The sequence below is a fragment of the Streptomyces sp. NPDC002206 genome (assembly GCF_053593595.1).
In genome coordinates, this window is record NZ_JBSFCW010000001.1 from 243,313 (window position 1) to 259,679 (window position 16,367).

The 16,367-nt window shown below is 67.6% G+C and carries 12 protein-coding genes and 1 pseudogene; 5 read left to right on the forward strand and 8 right to left on the reverse strand.

From position 1 onward, the window contains the following. Positions 1–62 precede the first annotated feature (62 nt). Positions 63–317 (forward strand): annotated as a pseudogene (locus ACWCP8_RS01125) (oligopeptide/dipeptide ABC transporter ATP-binding protein); the annotation flags it as partial. A gap of 284 nt (positions 318–601) precedes the next feature. On the opposite strand, the gene ACWCP8_RS01130 reads toward ACWCP8_RS01125, so the two are convergent. From ACWCP8_RS01130 to ACWCP8_RS01165, 8 genes are all read right to left on the reverse strand, one after another. Next, on the reverse strand, positions 602–1,744 hold the full coding sequence (locus tag ACWCP8_RS01130; protein ID WP_355998403.1) for an ABC transporter ATP-binding protein: 1,143 nt from the start codon (positions 1,742–1,744) through the stop codon (positions 602–604). Then, complete coding sequence (locus ACWCP8_RS01135) at positions 1,737–2,795, reverse strand: ABC transporter ATP-binding protein (RefSeq protein WP_352266283.1); 1,059 nt, start codon at positions 2,793–2,795, stop codon at positions 1,737–1,739. Before ACWCP8_RS01135 ends, ACWCP8_RS01130 begins: the two co-directional genes overlap by 8 nt. An 11-nt stretch (positions 2,796–2,806) precedes the next feature. Then, entirely contained in the window at positions 2,807–3,751 is a 945-nt protein-coding gene (locus ACWCP8_RS01140) for an ABC transporter permease (RefSeq protein ID WP_451113858.1), read from the reverse strand. After that, entirely contained in the window at positions 3,744–4,676 is a 933-nt protein-coding gene (locus tag ACWCP8_RS01145) for an ABC transporter permease (RefSeq protein WP_352266281.1), read from the reverse strand. Before ACWCP8_RS01145 ends, ACWCP8_RS01140 begins: the two co-directional genes overlap by 8 nt. A 166-nt stretch (positions 4,677–4,842) precedes the next feature. Next, positions 4,843–6,483: a peptide ABC transporter substrate-binding protein gene (locus ACWCP8_RS01150; RefSeq protein WP_352266280.1), complete on the reverse strand. Its 1,641-nt coding sequence runs from the start codon at positions 6,481–6,483 to the stop codon at positions 4,843–4,845. 406 nt (positions 6,484–6,889) lie between these two features. Beyond that, entirely contained in the window at positions 6,890–8,761 is a 1,872-nt protein-coding gene (gene typA, locus ACWCP8_RS01155) for a translational GTPase TypA (protein WP_352266279.1), read from the reverse strand. 205 nt (positions 8,762–8,966) lie between these two features. Further along, positions 8,967–9,371 (reverse strand): hypothetical protein, encoded by a 405-nt coding sequence (locus ACWCP8_RS01160; protein WP_451113859.1) that lies wholly within the window; start codon positions 9,369–9,371, stop codon positions 8,967–8,969. Positions 9,372–9,876: 505 nt separating this feature from the next. Further along, entirely contained in the window at positions 9,877–12,216 is a 2,340-nt protein-coding gene (locus tag ACWCP8_RS01165) for an ABC transporter family substrate-binding protein (RefSeq protein WP_451113860.1), read from the reverse strand. Between the two features lie 283 nt (positions 12,217–12,499). On the opposite strand from ACWCP8_RS01165, the gene ACWCP8_RS01170 reads away from it, so the two are divergent. The 4 genes from ACWCP8_RS01170 to ACWCP8_RS01185 are packed head-to-tail and all read left to right on the forward strand — an operon-like array spanning position 12,500 to position 16,341. After that, positions 12,500–12,766, forward strand: a complete 267-nt coding sequence (locus ACWCP8_RS01170) for a hypothetical protein (RefSeq protein ID WP_451113861.1) — start codon at positions 12,500–12,502, stop codon at positions 12,764–12,766. A 9-nt stretch (positions 12,767–12,775) separates the two neighbouring features. Next, positions 12,776–13,654 (forward strand): hypothetical protein, encoded by an 879-nt coding sequence (locus ACWCP8_RS01175; RefSeq protein ID WP_352266275.1) that lies wholly within the window; start codon positions 12,776–12,778, stop codon positions 13,652–13,654. Continuing rightward, positions 13,655–15,568, forward strand: a complete 1,914-nt coding sequence (locus tag ACWCP8_RS01180; RefSeq protein WP_352266274.1) for a fumarate reductase/succinate dehydrogenase flavoprotein subunit — start codon at positions 13,655–13,657, stop codon at positions 15,566–15,568. Next, complete coding sequence (locus ACWCP8_RS01185; protein ID WP_352266273.1) at positions 15,565–16,341, forward strand: succinate dehydrogenase/fumarate reductase iron-sulfur subunit; 777 nt, start codon at positions 15,565–15,567, stop codon at positions 16,339–16,341. The genes ACWCP8_RS01180 and ACWCP8_RS01185 overlap by 4 nt, the downstream gene beginning before the upstream one ends. Positions 16,342–16,367 lie beyond the last annotated feature (26 nt).

The window sequence follows — 16,367 nt, forward strand, 5'->3', positions numbered from 1 at the left end:
AACGTGCATCGTCCACGCATCCGATTGGCCTGGTCGGCGAGTCCGGGTGCGGCAAGTCGACGACGGGCCGGCTGATCACCCGGCTGCTGGAGCCGACCGGCGGCAAGATCTCGTACCGCGGGCACGACGCACCGGCCCGTGAGCGGATCCGGCTGACCGGCGATGTGCCGTCTCCGGTCGACCCGCCGTCGGGCTGCCGGTTCCGCACCCGCTGCTGGAAGGCGACGGATAAGTGCGCGAGCGAGACGCCGCCGCTGGTACGCATCGAGGGCAGCCGGGACGGCCATCTGACGGCCTGCCACCACCCGGAAGGCCCCCGGGACCGTGTCGTCCGTCCCGCGGGCGCGTACGGGCCAGGACGCGCCGGGCCCGGCCGAGCAGAACCCCAAGGCCGGGGGCTGACACCCCTGCCCTCGCCCCGGAGACGGCCGGGCGGAGACGGATCCGATCGGTCCGCGATCCACCCGCCTCCTCCGGCCCGAGGAACCGAGCAGTCGGCCCATTGACCCGAGCCACTCGCGAGCCCGGTTCCCGGGACATGGGAAAGGCGCCCGGAACCGATCGGTTCCGGGCGCCTTCGTACCTGCGCCTTCGAGCAGAACTACGCCGCGTGCACGACGTCCTTCTCCTCGGCGAAGTGGCACGCCGACTCGTGCGCGGCCGGGGTGTCCGAGGACTTGAAGCGCTCGGGGATCGCCAGCAGCGGCACCTCCGTCGCGCACTTGTCCTGGGCCTTCCAGCAGCGGGTGCGGAAGCGGCAGCCCGACGGCGGGTTCGCCGGCGACGGGACGTCACCGGTGAGGATGATCCGCTCGCGGCCCTCGCGGGCCTCCGGGTCCGGAACCGGGACCGCCGACAGCAGCGCCTGGGTGTAGGGGTGCGTCGGGTGGTCGTAGATCTGCGTGTCCGTACCGATCTCGGCCATCTTGCCGAGGTACATGACGCCGACCCGGTCCGAGATGTGCCGGACGATCGACAGGTCGTGCGCGATGAAGAGGTAGGAGAGGTTGAACTCGTCCTGCAGCTTCTCCATCAGGTTGATGACCTGCGCCTGCACCGACACGTCGAGCGCGGAGACCGGCTCGTCGCAGATGATGATCTCCGGGTTGAGCGCGAGGCCGCGGGCGATGCCGATGCGCTGGCGCTGACCGCCGGAGAACTGGTGCGGGTAGCGGTTGATGTACTCCGGGTTGAGACCCACGACATCCAGGAGGTCCTGCACCTTGCGGCGCCGGTCACCCTTGGGGGCCACCTCCGGGTGGATCTCGAAGGGCTCCCCGATGATGTCGCCGACCGTCATCCGCGGGTTCAGCGAGGTGTACGGGTCCTGGAACACCATCTGGATGTTCCGGCGTACGACCTTCAGTGCGCGGCCGGACAGCTTGGTGATGTCCTGGCCCTTGTAGAAGACCTCACCGGCGGTGGCCCGCTCCAGCGTCATCAGGAGCTTGGCGACCGTGGACTTGCCACAGCCGGACTCACCCACGATGCCGAGCGTCTCGCCCTGGTACAGGTCGAACGAGATGCCGTCCACGGCCTTGACCGCACCGACCTGCTTCTTGAACAGGATGCCCTGGGTCAGCGGGAAGTGCTTGACCAGGTTGCGGACCTGGAGGATCGGCTCGCCCTGCGACACCGGCGCCTCGATGGCGGCAACGGCCTCCGCCTCGGTGGCCGCGTCGACCATCTCCACTTCGGTGACGTTCGGGGTGGCGTCCACGGGCTCCTTGTTGATGTCAGCCATGGATCGTCTCCTTCCAGAAGTGGCAGGCGCTGCCGCGGCCGACCAGCTCGGTGCCGTTCTGTTCGGTCACCGGGCGCAGGGCCGGGATGTCCGTACGGCAGATGTCCTGTGCCATCGTGCAGCGCGGGTTGAAGGCACAACCCGTGGGCACGCGGAGCAGGTTGGGCGGCAGGCCCTTGATCGCGAAGAGCTCCTGGCCCTTCTGGTCCAGCCGCGGGATCGACTCCAGCAGACCCTTGGTGTACGGGTGTGCCGGGCGCTTGTAGATCTCGTGGACCGGGGAGGTCTCGACGATCCGGCCCGCGTACATCACGGCGATCTTGTCCGCGACGTCGGCGACGACACCGAGGTCGTGCGTGATCAGGATGAGACCCATGTTGTACTCGCGCTGGAGCTCCGCGAGGAGGTCCATCACCTGGGCCTGCACGGTCACGTCGAGCGCGGTGGTCGGCTCGTCCGCGATGATCAGGTCCGGCTCCAGGGCCAGCGCCATGGCGATCATGATGCGCTGGCGCATACCGCCGGAGAACTGGTGCGGGTAGTCCGAGACCCGGGCCCTGGCGGCCGGGATCTTGACCTGGTCCATCAGGTCGATGGCCTTGGCCTGAGCGTCCTTCTTGGACAGGCCCTGGTGGACCCGGAACATCTCGCCGAGCTGGTAGCCGACGGTCAGCACCGGGTTCAGCGAGGAGAGCGCGTCCTGGAAGATCATCGCGATCTTCTGGCCACGGATCTGCCGGCGCTCCTCGTAGGACATCTTCAGCATGTCCTGGCCGCGGAAGAGGATCTCCCCCTGGGGGATCTTGCCCGGCGGCATGTCGAGGATGCCCATGACGGCCTGCGCCGTCACGGACTTGCCGGAGCCGGACTCACCGAGAACGGCGAGCGTCTCCCCTGCGTCCACGCTGTAGTTCACACCGTTGACGGCCTTGACCACGCCGTCACGGGTGTGGAACTCCACGTGCAGGTCACGGACTTCGAGCAGCGGGCCGACGTGGTCGTCACCCGAGCGCGGGGACGGGACTTCGGCGGTTTTGTCGATGGTAGTCACGTACGCCCTCCTTATCGCGACTTCGGATCGAGGGCGTTGCGGACGGCTTCGCCGAGCATGATGAACGCCAGAACGGTGATGCTGAGCATGATCGACGGGTACAGCAGGATGTGCTGCGCGACGCGGATCTGACTCGCGCCACCCGAGATGTCGATGCCCCACGAGATCGTCGGCTCGGCGAGCCCCAGACCCAGGTAGGACAGGGTGGCCTCGGCCGAGATGTACACACCCAGCGAGATGGTCGCGACGACGATCACCGGTGCCATGGCGTTCGGCAGGATGTGCTTGAACAGGATCCGGGACGTGCCCGCACCCAGAGCCCTGGCCGCCTGGACGTAGTCCGACTGCTTGATGGTGATCACGGCCCCGCGCATGACACGTGCGATCTGTGTCCAGCCGAGGAACGCGAGGGCGAGGACCACGACCCAGACGGAGCGGTCGGTGAACGCCTGCAGGACCACCATGGCGCCGAGCAGGAAGGGCAGTCCGAGGAAGACGTTGGTGAACCCGGACAGGAGCGCGTCGATCCAGCCGCCGAAGTAGCCGCCCAGCATGCCGATCAGGCCACCGAACACGGTCACCAGCGCGGTGACGGAGATACCGACGATCACCGAGGCCCGGGTGCCGTAGATGACACGCGCGTAGACACTGCGGCCCTGACCGTCGTAACCCAGCCACTCGGCCGAACCGACCTTGCCGAGCTCGGGCTTGCCGAGGAAGTGATGCACCAGGTCGCTGCTGGTCGGCGAGGCGCTGGTGAACAGCCCCGGGAACACCGTCATCACGAGCAGGATCACGATGAGGACGGACGAGATGACGAAGTACCAGTTGGAGCGGAGGTCGACCCACGCGTCGCCCCAGAGGCTGCGGGCCTTCTCGGCCTTCACGGCCACCGGCTCCGCCACTGCCGTCTTCGGGTCTTCGGTCGCGGGTGCGGTCTTGATCACGTCAGGCATAACGGATCCTCGGGTCCAGGACCGCGTACAGCAGGTCGACGAGCAGGCTCATGAAGAGGTAGACCAGCACCAGGACGGTGACCAGGCCCACGAGGGTGGTGCCCTCGCGCCGGACGATCGACTCGTAGATGGTGCCGCCGACGCCCTTCACGTTGAACAGACCCTCGGTCACGACCGCGCCGCCCATCAGGGCGCCCAGGTCGGTACCGAGGAAGGTGATGACGGGGATCAGCGAGTTGCGCATCAGGTGCACACCGACGATGCGGCGCCTGGGAAGCCCCTTGGCCACAGCGGTACGCATGTAGTCCGAGCGCAGGTTCTCGGCCATCGTCGTACGCGTCAGTCGTGCCACGTAGGCGAGGGAGAGCGACCCGAGCACGACGGCCGGCGCTATCAGCTCGCTCCACGTTGCCTCGTTCGAGACGTTCGGCGCGATCCAGTCGAGCTGGAAGGCGAACACCGACTTGACGATGAAGCCGAGGACGAAGACCGGGATCGAGATGATCAGCAGAGTGAAGACCAGGATCGCGTTGTCCGCGAGACGGCCGGCGCGCAGCCCGGCGACCATGCCGAGGCCGATACCGAGAACGATCTCGATGAGGAACGCCATGGCGGCCAGTCGCAGGGTGACGGGGAACGCGTCACCGAGGACGTCCGTGACCGGACGGCCGCTGGCTATCTGAGTGCCGAAATCAAAATGCAGGACGATGCCTGTCATGTAATTCCAGTACTGCTGCAGGATCGGCTGGTCCAGCCCCAGTTGGTGCCGCATGGCGGCCAGGGTGGCAGGGTCGGCGCCCTTGTCCCCGAAGAGTCCCCGCACGGGGTCGCCGGGCAAGGTGTAGACCATCAGGAAGATCAGCAGGGTTGTCCCGATGAAGACCGGGATCATCTGGAGCAGTCGTCGTGCGACATAGCGCCCCATGGTGCCTCCATGTAAGTGGCAAGCGGCAGCCGACGGGCCCTCCCCCGTCACCGACCCCCTGTGGGGTCGTCGGTGACGGGAAAGGGCCCCCCGGCCACGGCGTGCAGGCTGGTCCGGGACCGATGTCAGTGTCGGTCCCGCACCGGCCCGCGGACTACGTCGGTGGTTACTTCTTGACCTGAACTTCGGTCAGGATCGGGTCGCCGTCCTGGGCGTACTGGACGTTCTGGACCTTCTCCGAGTAACCGGCATTGACCTTGTAGTACCAGAGCGGGATGGTCGGCATGTAGTTGACCAGCTCCTTCTCGATCTCCTGGTACCCCTTGACCGACTCGTCGAGCGAGGCAGCGGAGTCCGCGGCCTTGATCTTCTTGTCGAGGTCCTTGTTGGAGAAGAAGCCGTTGTTGCCGGCCGCACCCGTACGGAACAGGTCGCTGATGAAGTTCGCGTTCACCGGGTAGTCGAGCACCCAGCCGCCGCGGTAGAACGACTTGACCTGCTTGGCGTCACGGGCGTCCAGGTCGGCCTGGAAGTCGACCTTCGAGTCACCGGCGCACGCGACGCCGGTCGCCTGGGTGATGCTGTTGCAGACAGCCTCGACCCATTCCTTGTGGCCGCCGTCGGCGTTGAACTGGATGTAGATCTTGTTACCCGGAACACCGCCGCCCTCCTTGATGAGAGCCTTGGCCTTCGTCGGGTTGTACGTGGTGACGTCACCCGCGACGTTCGGCTGGTAGCCGAGAACACCCTTGGCGACCCAGCCCGTGGCCGGCTCGCGGGTGCCCTGGAGCACCGTCTTGGTGATGGTGTCGCGGTCGATCGCCATCGACAGGCCCTGCAGGACCTTCGGGTCGGTGTGCTTCCACTGCTTGGTGTACATGGCGACACCGAGCGTCTGGATGGCGGAGTACGCCTTGTCCACGGCGCGGTCACCGAGGTCGGACCGGTAGACCGGGAGGTCCTTCGGCGCGATCTGGCGCAGCACGTCGACGTTGCCGGACTTCAGGTCCTCGTAGGCGGTCTCGAGGGTGGTGTAGTTCTTGAAGATCACACCGCCGTTCTTCGCCTTGTCGGGGCCCTTGTAGTCGTCGTAGCGGGCGACCTTGATCTGCTTCTTGTGGTCCCAGCTGACGAACTTGTACGCGCCGTTGCCGACCGGCTTCTCACCGGCAGCCTTCGGGTCCGCGTAGAAGGACTCGGGCAGCGGCGAGAAGACCGTGTAGCCGAGCTTGTACGAAAAGTACGGCAGCGGGTTGTTGAGCTCGATGGTGAAGGTGTAGTCGTCGACGACCTTCAGACCCGACATGGCGTCGGCCTTCGGCTTGGCCTTCTCGTCCTCGGGGTGGACGTCGGCGAAGCCCTTGATGTCGGCGAACCAGGACGCGTTGGTCTGTGCGTTCTTGATGTTCGCGGCCCAGTTCCACGCCTTGACGTAGGACTCGGCGGTGACCGGCGTTCCGTCGTGGAACTTCCAGTCCTTCTTGAGCTTGACGGTCCAGAGCTTGCTGTCCTTGGTGTCGACAGACTCGGCGTTGACCATCACGAGCTTGCCGGCCGGGTCGTAGTCGACCAGCTGCGAGAAGATCGCGTCGGTGACGATGCTGCCGTTCGACTCCATCGTGTTCGCCGGCTGCAGCGGGTTCTGCGGCTCGCCGACCTCGACGGAGAAGATGCCGTTGGCGTTGACAGCACCCTTGGCGCCGTCGTCCTTGCCCTTGCCACTGTCGCTGCCGCCACCACAAGCGGTCGCAGCCAGGGCGATGATGGCCGCTCCCGCGACCCACTTGGCGCTCTTGGCACCACGCATGGGTTTCCTCCTCATGAGTCCACTTTTGACTACAAGAAAGGCACTGGCGTGATACACCGACACCCCTGACGGTGATCGTTTCAGTGCCTCGAGTGTGCTCGTGAGTCGACACTCCCCACAGTGCGTGACCCATTGACCCGAGCTCAATGGACCCAACTATTAAGTACGCCCGGGCTGTAAACCACACTTAAAGGGTCTCGGTTTGACAACATCGGCCAGGCATGGTTGACCGAAATCCGGACAAAGTGATCCCAGACAGACACCCGCGAAACGGACCGTTAACACATGTTCCGGAGAGCGACGCCCGATATCCGGACACCCCGGGCAGGAAATCGAGTTGACGAAAAACCCGGGCCCCCACAGTGTCTGCGGGGGCCCGGGCCCTGTGTCAATGGGTCGTACGGGGTCAGCGCTTGGCGCGCGACGCGGCGCGGCCGCGCTCCTTCTGGTCCAGGACGACCTTACGGATACGCACGGTCTCCGGGGTCACCTCGATGCACTCGTCGTCGCGGCAGAACTCCAGCGACTGCTCGAGCGACAGCTTGCGGGCGGGCACCACGTTCTCCGTGGTGTCCGCGGAAGCCGCACGCATGTTGGTGAGCTTCTTCTCCTTGGTGATGTTCACGTCCATGTCGTCGGCGCGCGAGTTCTCGCCGATGATCATGCCCTCGTAGACCTCGGTGGTGGCCTCCGTGAAGATGACACCGCGCTCCTGGAGGTTGACCATGGCGAACGGCGTCACGACGCCCGCACGGTCCGCCACCAGCGAGCCGTTGTGACGCGTGCGCAGCTCGCCGAACCACGGCTCGTGGCCCTCGAAGAGGGAGTGCGCGATGCCCGTGCCGCGGGTCTGGGTCAGGAACTCCGTACGGAAGCCGATGAGGCCGCGGGACGGGACGATCCACTCCATGCGGACCCAGCCCGAACCGTGGTTCGTCATCGTCTCCATGCGGCCCTTACGGGTCGCCATGAGCTGCGTGATGGCGCCGAGGTGCTCCTCCGGCGAGTCGATCGTCATGCGCTCGATCGGCTCGTGCGTCTTGCCGTCGACCTGCTTGGTGACCACCTGCGGCTTGCCGACGGTGAGCTCGAAGCCCTCGCGGCGCATGGTCTCGATGAGAATGGCCAGGGCGAGCTCACCACGGCCCTGGACCTCCCAGGCGTCGGGGCGCTCGGTCTCCAGGACACGGAGCGAGACGTTACCGACCAGCTCCCGGTCCAGACGGTCCTTGATCTGCCGGGCAGTGACCTTGTGGCCCTTGCCGCCCTTGCCGACCAGCGGCGAGGTGTTCGCACCGATGGTCATCGAGATGGCCGGCTCGTCGACCGTGATCAGCGGCAGCGCGATCGGGTTCTCGGGGTCGGCCAGGGTCTCACCGATCATGATGTCCGGGATACCGGCGATCGCGCAGATGTCGCCCGGACCGGCCTTCTCGGCGGGCTTACGGGTGAGCGCCTCGGTCATCAGGAGCTCGGTGATGCGGACGTTGGACATCGAGCCGTCACGCTTGATCCACGCGACGGTCTGGCCCTTGCGCAGCTCACCCTGCTCGACACGGCACAGCGCGATACGGCCGAGGAAGTTGTCGGCGTCCAGGTTGGTGACGTGGGCCTGGAGGGGCGCCTCGTCGTCGTACTCCGGGGCCGGGACCGCGGAGAGGATCGTGCTGAAGAACGGCTCCAGGCTGTCGCTGTCCGGCGGGACGGTGCCGTCCTCGGGCTTGGTCAGCGAGGCGACGCCGTCACGGGCACAGGCGTAGACGATCGGGAACTCGATCTGGTCCTCGTCGGCGTCCAGGTCCAGGAAGAGGTCGTACGTCTCGTCGATGACCTCGGCGATCCGGGAGTCCGGACGGTCCGTCTTGTTGATGCAGAGGATGACCGGCAGCCTGGCCGTCAGCGCCTTGCGGAGCACGAAGCGGGTCTGCGGGAGCGGGCCCTCCGACGCGTCGACCAGCAGGACGACCGCGTCCACCATCGACAGGCCGCGCTCGACCTCGCCACCGAAGTCGGCGTGGCCGGGGGTGTCGATGATGTTGATCGTGATGACGTCGCCGCCATCCTTCGGGTGGTACTTGACGGCCGTGTTCTTGGCCAGGATCGTGATGCCCTTCTCACGCTCCAGGTCGTTCGAGTCCATCATGCGGTCGTCGAGGTGCTCGGCGGCGTGCGCGGCGAAGGCGCCGGCCTGCTTGAGCATGGCGTCGACCAGCGTGGTCTTGCCGTGGTCGACGTGGGCGACGATGGCTACGTTACGGATGTCGTGGCGCGTGGGCATGGGTGGCTTGCGCTTCTCTCGGATCGTGGGATCAGGCGTCTTAGTCGGTCTCAAGTCCTGGTACGCCCGCCGGGCGGACGCGCCACGGCTACCCCCCATGGTACGGGGCTGGCGCCGTAGCGGCTTCCCGGGCAGGTGTCACCAGCGACGGGAGAGGCGCACCGCTTCACGGGCCGCTGCCGATGCCTCCTTGCGCAGCGGCGTTTCACACCTGATGTCTCCGCCCCCCGAAGAGATCCAGTTCACTACGTGCCCGACGGTCTGTTTCCGTTGCTTGCCATGACCGCAGGAGTAGCGGAAATTCGGTCTCGATCAGCTGTACCGAGCTGAACTCCACAAGGTGTCCGGCAGCGCCGCCGAATTCACCGCCGGCGTTGTCGGCAGGCGCATACTCCCCCGGTTCGCCCAGCTCCGACGTCTCGTCCCCCTTCTCCGCCAGACCGAGGTGAACGCCGAGCGCGAGCAGCACGGCGTCGTTGTCCGGCGAGGTCCCGTCGGTCCCTTCGGTCCGTACGGACGCCATGTCCGTACGCAGGCGGCGCATCGGCTTGGTGAACTCGGTGCCCTTGGCGGCGGTGAGGTGCTGGGGCTCGGTGACCCCGTTGAGCACCCACCGACGCCGGGCGTCAAACCAGGTGCACGTGCCACCTTTACAGGGCCGGGGCCGTGATTCCGTGACGGGAACGTTGCCCTTGCCGATCCTGGCGGCCGTCGGCCAACCGTCCGACCGCGGCTTCTCGCGGCTGGTTCCGTCACTCGACGTACAGGCGCTCACGCCCGTCGTCATGACGGCAGCGACAGCTACGGCTGCCGGCGTCCTCTTCATGTTTCCGCCCCCGTGGTCATGTCTTCCGGTGAATTTCACCGGTGGTCATGGCCACGGTCCCCGGGGCGGGACGGCTGCACTCGGGACTTGAGCAGCTTCAGAGGTGGGGCTCCGAAGCTGCGGGACTCTGAGGCGCGGGCTAGGAGTTGGGGCTCCGGGGTGGGGGCTCTCAGAGGTGGGGGGATGGAGCGGCTACCCGGGTCAACAGGTGCTCATGACCTTGCCCGCCGGGACCGCGGCGGGCAAGAGACTTGAGCCAGTTCTGAGCTTGAGTTGAGGTTCTGACCTGCTACTTCTTACGATTCGCGGGGGAACCGGCCGCTTGCGGCTTCTTGAAACCGATGTCCTGGTAGTGGGGCACTCCGAAGCCGAAGGCACCGACGTTGACGAGCTTCCTGTCGGTGGCCACCAACTGCGGACGCTGATAGAGCGGAATCGACGCTGCGGCGGCCCAGATGCGGGCGTCGGCCTGCTTCATCAGATCCTGGGCGGCGCCTTCGTCCAGCTCGGAGAGCGCCTCGTCGAAGAGCTGGTCGATGTGGTCCGTGCCGACACGGGTGTAGTTCTGCTCGACGAGCAGCGAGCCGTCGGTGGCGGGCACCGGCTTGGCGAAGATCGGCCGGTCGTCGGTGGCCGGGTAGGCGGTGGCGGGCCAGGAGTACAGCGCCAGGTCGTAGGCGCCCGAGGCGACATGGTCCTTGAAGTAGCCGGCGTCCGCCACCTTGATGATCTCCGTGCGGATGCCGATCGAATCGAGCATGGCCGAAATTTTCTCCCCGACGGCCCGCAGAGACTCCGATCCAGGACCGGACGGCAGGACGAAACGCAAGGTCAGCGGCTTGCCGTCCTTGCCCAGCGTGTCGCGGACGGAGTCGGCGGCCTTGGCCGGAGCCGCGGGGGCCGCGGTGCCCATGGGGGCATAAGCACCGGCGGCACCGCCCGGCCCGCGGTTCTGTCCGGTGACCTTGCCGCGGGCGCTCTCGGCGGTGCTGGTGTCGGCGACGGCGCGGGCGGACGTGAAGGCGTCGGCCTGGCGCAGCAGGGCGGCGCTCTGGACGGCGGCGGCCGGGGCGGGGGCGAGGACGTGGCCGGGGCTGGTGTCCTCGTCCTCGCGCGGCTTGTTGTCGTCGCCGGGCTTGTTGTCGTCGCTCTTGTCGGCCTTGGCAGCCTTGTCGGCCGTCTCCGCCTTGCCGTGCTCGCCTCCCTTCACCTTCTCGCCCTTGCTGCCCGCCTTCGTACCGTCGGACTCCTTCTTCGTCGCGCCGCCCAGCGTCCAGCCGGCGTCGGCCAGCAGCGCCTGCGCCTTCTTGGTGTCCTGCTCGCCGAGTGCGCCGCTGTTGTCCTGGTATCCGGGCTGCCCGGCCAGCGCCAGGTGGCTGCCGAGCGGCGCGGCGGGCAGGCCGAGCGGCCCCAGTACGGTGTTGACGAGCTCCTGACGGTCGAGGGCACGGGCCACCGCGCGGCGTACCCGTTCGTCGGCGAGCGGCCCGGACTCACCGTTCAGCGCGAGCTGCGTGTAGGCGGGCTCCAACGACTTGCGTACGACATAGGCGCGCAGCCCGTCCTGCTCGGTGGCGTACACCTCCGCCGCTTTCCGGGTCTTCTCCCGACTCGACCGGGCGGCCGCCGCGGCCTTCTCGTCGGAGCCGTGCGCCAGGGCCCAGGAGCGCAGTGCGGCGGCGGGGCCGATCTCGGAGCCCGGGCCGTGGGTGAGCGGCTGGCCGTTCCCTCCCTTGTCACGCGCCGCGGCCACGATCCGGTGCGCCGCCGCGGCGTCGACATCGGCGATGTCGACCTTGCCGTCGACCAGTGCCTGGACCCGGTCCTGCGGCTTGACCGCCCGGAAGACCAGCGAGTCGAGCTTGGCCGGGCTGCCCCACCAGTGCGGGTTGCGGGTCAGGGTGACGGTGCCCGCGCCCTTCTTCACGCCGCGCAGCCGGAACGGTCCTGAAGTGGCCGCGAGGGTGGTGCGCGCTCGGTCGTTGAAGGCGGCCGGGGAACTGGTGACCTGCTTCGGGTACAGCGGGGAGAAGAGGGAGCGCCAGTCCCCGTACGGCTTGGCAAAGGTGACCCGGACCTCCAGGTCGGTCTTGCCGCGCTCGATCCGCTCGATCCGGTCGTAGCCGGCGTTGCGGGCGGTCCAGAACGCCGAGTCCTTGCCGCTCAGCGCGCGCCACTGGGCGACGAAGTCGGGGGCCCCGATCTCCCGGCCGTCGCTCCAGACGGCCTGCTGGTTGAGCCGGTAGAGCACGACCTGCTTGGGCTCGCGCTCGATGACCTTCGCCGATTCCAGGTAGTCGGGGTTCATGCGGGGGCTGCCTTTGGTGTCCAGCGGGAAGAGCGTCGGCAGCAGGGCCCCGGTGATGCGCGTGGTCGTGGCGTCGGCGTCCGCCTGGAAGGCGTTGAAGGTGGTGGGCATCGCGTCGATCGCCCAGTTGACCGTGCCTCCCTCGGCGACCAGATCCCGGCCGGCGGCGGCGACATCCTGTGGCACCACGATGGCGACGGTGGTCACCCTGTCCGAACTGGTACACCCGGCCAACGCGGGGATCGTGAGCACACCCGTCGCGAGGAGCGCGAGCACGCGGCGCTTTCGGACTGTCCCGCGCGGGACGCCGACGTGGGACATGGCTGATACCTCCGGGGCCGGCCCGGCCCACCCGCACACGGATGGGCCGGATTGTGCTTTTTAGTGGCATTTGCAGTTGATCACACTGGTTCCGCTCATCCACTGAAGGTGCCCACGCGCGAGAGTCGGCGCCGACACGGCGCACCGGCCCCGAACCTCACCCGGGCGGCGGAGCGTCCGATCGAGACGGAACGGTCCGCTCTCTTCCCAAAGGGGATGTGACGCGCGACACTCGCATGCGCATGAGCATGGCCACCCGCGACTGCGGAAGTGAGAGCAAGTCATGTCACTGCACGACGAGTTGACAGCTGTTCAGCGCTGTCTCGACGACCTCGCCCGCACCGTCGGACGGCTGGAGCGGAGCCTTTCGCAGCTGCGCACGGCCGAAGCCGGTCCGCGGCCGCCCGGCGCCGCCGGTGGCACCGACCCCGCCGACGGCGCCGTCACGGTCACCGACGTCATCACGATCACCGAGGCGCCGTACGACGCCACCCTGTGGACGGACTCGGACGACGAGGGTCTGGGCGTCCGCGGCAGGCACGCCCCCTAGGAGAGTTCCTTGGCCACCGGAACGGAACCAAGTGCGGAACCAGGTACGGAACCACCACAACTGAAGGGACCGCCCCGACGCGGCGCACGCGCCCGGCCGTCCGGTGTGCACGGCGCCTCGCGGGCCGCCATCGCCGCCCGCCATCTGCGGACCGACCGCTGGTGGCTGGCGCCCGCGGTGACCGCGGGCGGGCTCCTCGCCTTCATCGTCTACTCGACGTGGCGGGCCTTCTCGAACGCGGACTACTACGCCGCCCCCTATGTGTCGCCGTTCTACTCGCCCTGCCTGGCGGAGAACTGCGCCCCTATGCGGCACGGCCCGAACTGGGAGATCTTCGGCAGCTGGTGGGGCCTCTCCCCCGCTCTGCTGATCCTGATCTTCCCACTCGGCTTCCGGCTGACCTGCTACTACTACCGCAAGGCCTACTACCGGGGCTTCTGGGCCTCGCCCCCGGCCTGCGCGGTCGCCGAGCCGCACACGACGTACACCGGCGAGACCCGCTTCCCGCTGATCATGCAGAACATCCACCGGTACTTCTTCTACGCCGCACTGCCGGTCGCCGGAATCCTCACGTACGACACCGTGCTCTCCTTCCGCGACGAGCACTACGCCTGGGGCCACATGGGCCTCGGCTCCCTGATCTTCCTGGTCAACATCGTGCTGATCTGGGCGTACACCCTGTCCTGCCACTCCTGCCGGCACATCATCGGCGGCCGGCTGCGGCACTTCTCCAAGCACCCCGTGCGCTACCGGCTGTGGGGCTGGGTGGGCCGGCTCAACGCCCGGCACATGCTGCTGGCCTGGTCCTCCCTGATCAGCGTGGCGCTCGCCGACTTCTACGTGTATCTCGTCGCCTCCGGCGCCTTCGACGATCCGAGGTTTTTCTGAATGACAGAGCTCGAACGGCAGCAGTGGGACGTCGTCGTGGTCGGTGCCGGAGGCGCCGGACTGCGCGCCGCCATCGAGGCACGGGAGCGCGGCGCCCGTACCGCGGTGATCTGCAAATCGCTCTTCGGCAAGGCACACACCGTCATGGCGGAGGGCGGAATCGCCGCCTCCATGGGCAACGTGAACTCCGGGGACAACTGGCAGGTGCACTTCCGCGACACCATGCGCGGCGGGAAGTTCCTCAACCAGTGGCGGATGGCGGAGCTGCACGCCAAGGAGGCACCGGACCGGGTCTGGGAGCTGGAGACCTGGGGTGCTCTCTTCGACCGTACGCCGGACGGAAAGATCTCCCAGCGCAACTTCGGCGGCCATGAGTACCCGCGGCTCGCGCACGTCGGGGACCGTACCGGCCTCGAACTGATCCGCACCCTCCAGCAGAAGATCGTCTCGCTGCAGCAGGAGGACTATCGCGAACACGGCGACTACGAAGCCCGGTTGAAGGTCTTCCAGGAGTGCACCGTCACCCGCGTGCTGAAGGACGGCGAGAGGGTCAGCGGGACCTTCTGCTACGAGCGGGAGTCCGGTCGCTTCTTCGTCCTCGAAGCCCCCGCGGTCGTCCTCGCCACCGGCGGCATCGGCAAGTCCTTCAAGGTGACGTCGAACTCCTGGGAGTACACCGGCGACGGCCACGCCCTCGCGCTGCTGGCGGGCGCACCCCTGCTGAACATGGAGTTCGTGCAGTTCCACCCGACCGGCATGGTCTGGCCCCCGTCGGTGAAGGGCATCCTCGTCACCGAGTCGGTGCGCGGCGACGGCGGTGTACTGCGCAACTCCGAGGGCAAGCGGTTCATGTTCGACTACGTCCCCGATGTGTTCAAGGAGAAGTACGCGCAGTCGGAGGAGGAGGGCGACCGCTGGTACGAGGACCCGGACCACAACCGCCGCCCGCCCGAGCTGCTGCCGCGCGACGAGGTCGCCCGTGCCATCAACTCCGAGGTGAAGGCGGGCCGCGGCTCACCGCACGGCGGAGTGTTCCTGGATGTGTCGACCCGGATGCCCGCAGAGACGATCCGGCGGCGGCTGCCCTCGATGTACCACCAGTTCAAGGAGCTGGCGGATGTCGACATCACGGCGGAGGCGATGGAGGTCGGCCCGACCTGCCACTACGTGATGGGCGGGATCGCCGTCGACTCGGACACTGCGGCGACCGTCGCCGTGCCCGGTCTGTTCGCCGCGGGCGAGGTCGCGGGCGGCATGCACGGCTCCAACCGGCTCGGCGGGAATTCCCTCTCCGACCTGCTGGTCTTCGGCCGACGGGCCGGACTGCACGCAGCCGAGTACGCGGCCGGACTGTCCGCCGCCCCCGAGGTGGATGACGAGCAGATCGACGAGGCAGCGGCGGAGGCCCTGCGTCCGTTCAGCGCGGAGGGCCTGGAGGACGGGGCGACGGCAGAGAATCCGTACACCCTCCACCAAGAACTCCAGCAGACGATGAACGACCTGGTCGGCATCATCCGGCGGGCACCCGAGATGGAACAGGCCCTGGAGAAACTGGCCGCCCTGCGGGTACGGGCGCACCGCGCCGGGGTCGAGGGGCACCGGCAGTTCAACCCCGGCTGGCACCTCTCGCTGGACCTGCGGAACATGCTGCTGGTCAGCGAGTGCATCGCCCGGGCGGCCCTGGAGCGCACGGAGAGCCGCGGCGGTCACACCCGCGAGGACTGTCCGACGATGGAGCGCTCCTGGCGGCCGGCCAATCTGCTGTGCCGGCTGTCCGACGACGCCGTCATGAAACCGGGCGGCCAGATCGAACTCGTCCGGAAGACGACCGAACCCATCCGCCCGGATCTGCTCTCCCTCTTCGAGAAGGAGGAGCTGGTCAAGTACCTCGCCGAAGAGGAGCTGTACGAGTGAGCAGCTACGACGCACGGTTCAGGGTGTGGCGCGGGGACCCCGACGGCGGCGGTCTGGAGGACTTCACGGTCGAGGTGAACGACGGGGAGGTCGTCCTCGACATCATCCACCGGATCCAGGCCACCCAGGCGGGCGATCTGGCGGTGCGCTGGAACTGCAAGGCGGGCAAGTGCGGCTCGTGCAGCGCGGAGATCAACGGACGGCCGCGGCTGATGTGCATGACCCGCATGTCGGTGTTCGGCCGGGAGGAGACGATCACCGTCACTCCGCTGCGGGCGTTCCCGGTGGTCCGCGATCTGGTGACGGACGTGACGTTCAACTACACCAAGGCGCGGGAAGTGCCCGCCTTCGTACCGCCGAAGGGGGTGAAGGCGGGCGACTACCGGATGCAGCAGGTCGATGTGGACCGCTCACAGGAGTTCCGCAAGTGCATCGAGTGCTTCCTGTGCCAGGACACTTGCCATGTGGTCCGCGACCACGAGGAGAACAAGACGGCGTTCGCCGGACCGCGCTTCCTGATGCGGGTCGCCGAGCTGGACATGCACCCCCTGGACGCCGCTGCCGAGTCGGGACTCGACCGGAAGGCGACGGCGCAGGAGGAGCACGGGCTGGGCTACTGCAACATCACCAAGTGCTGTACGGAAGTGTGTCCCGAGCACATCAAGATCACGGACAATGCGCTGATCCCGCTGAAGGAGCGGGCGGTGGACCGCAAGTACGACCCGCTGGTCTGGCTGGGGAACAAGATCAACCGACGCCGGGACGCTCCGTGACCGGGCTCCGGCCGAGCCCGTCCGGC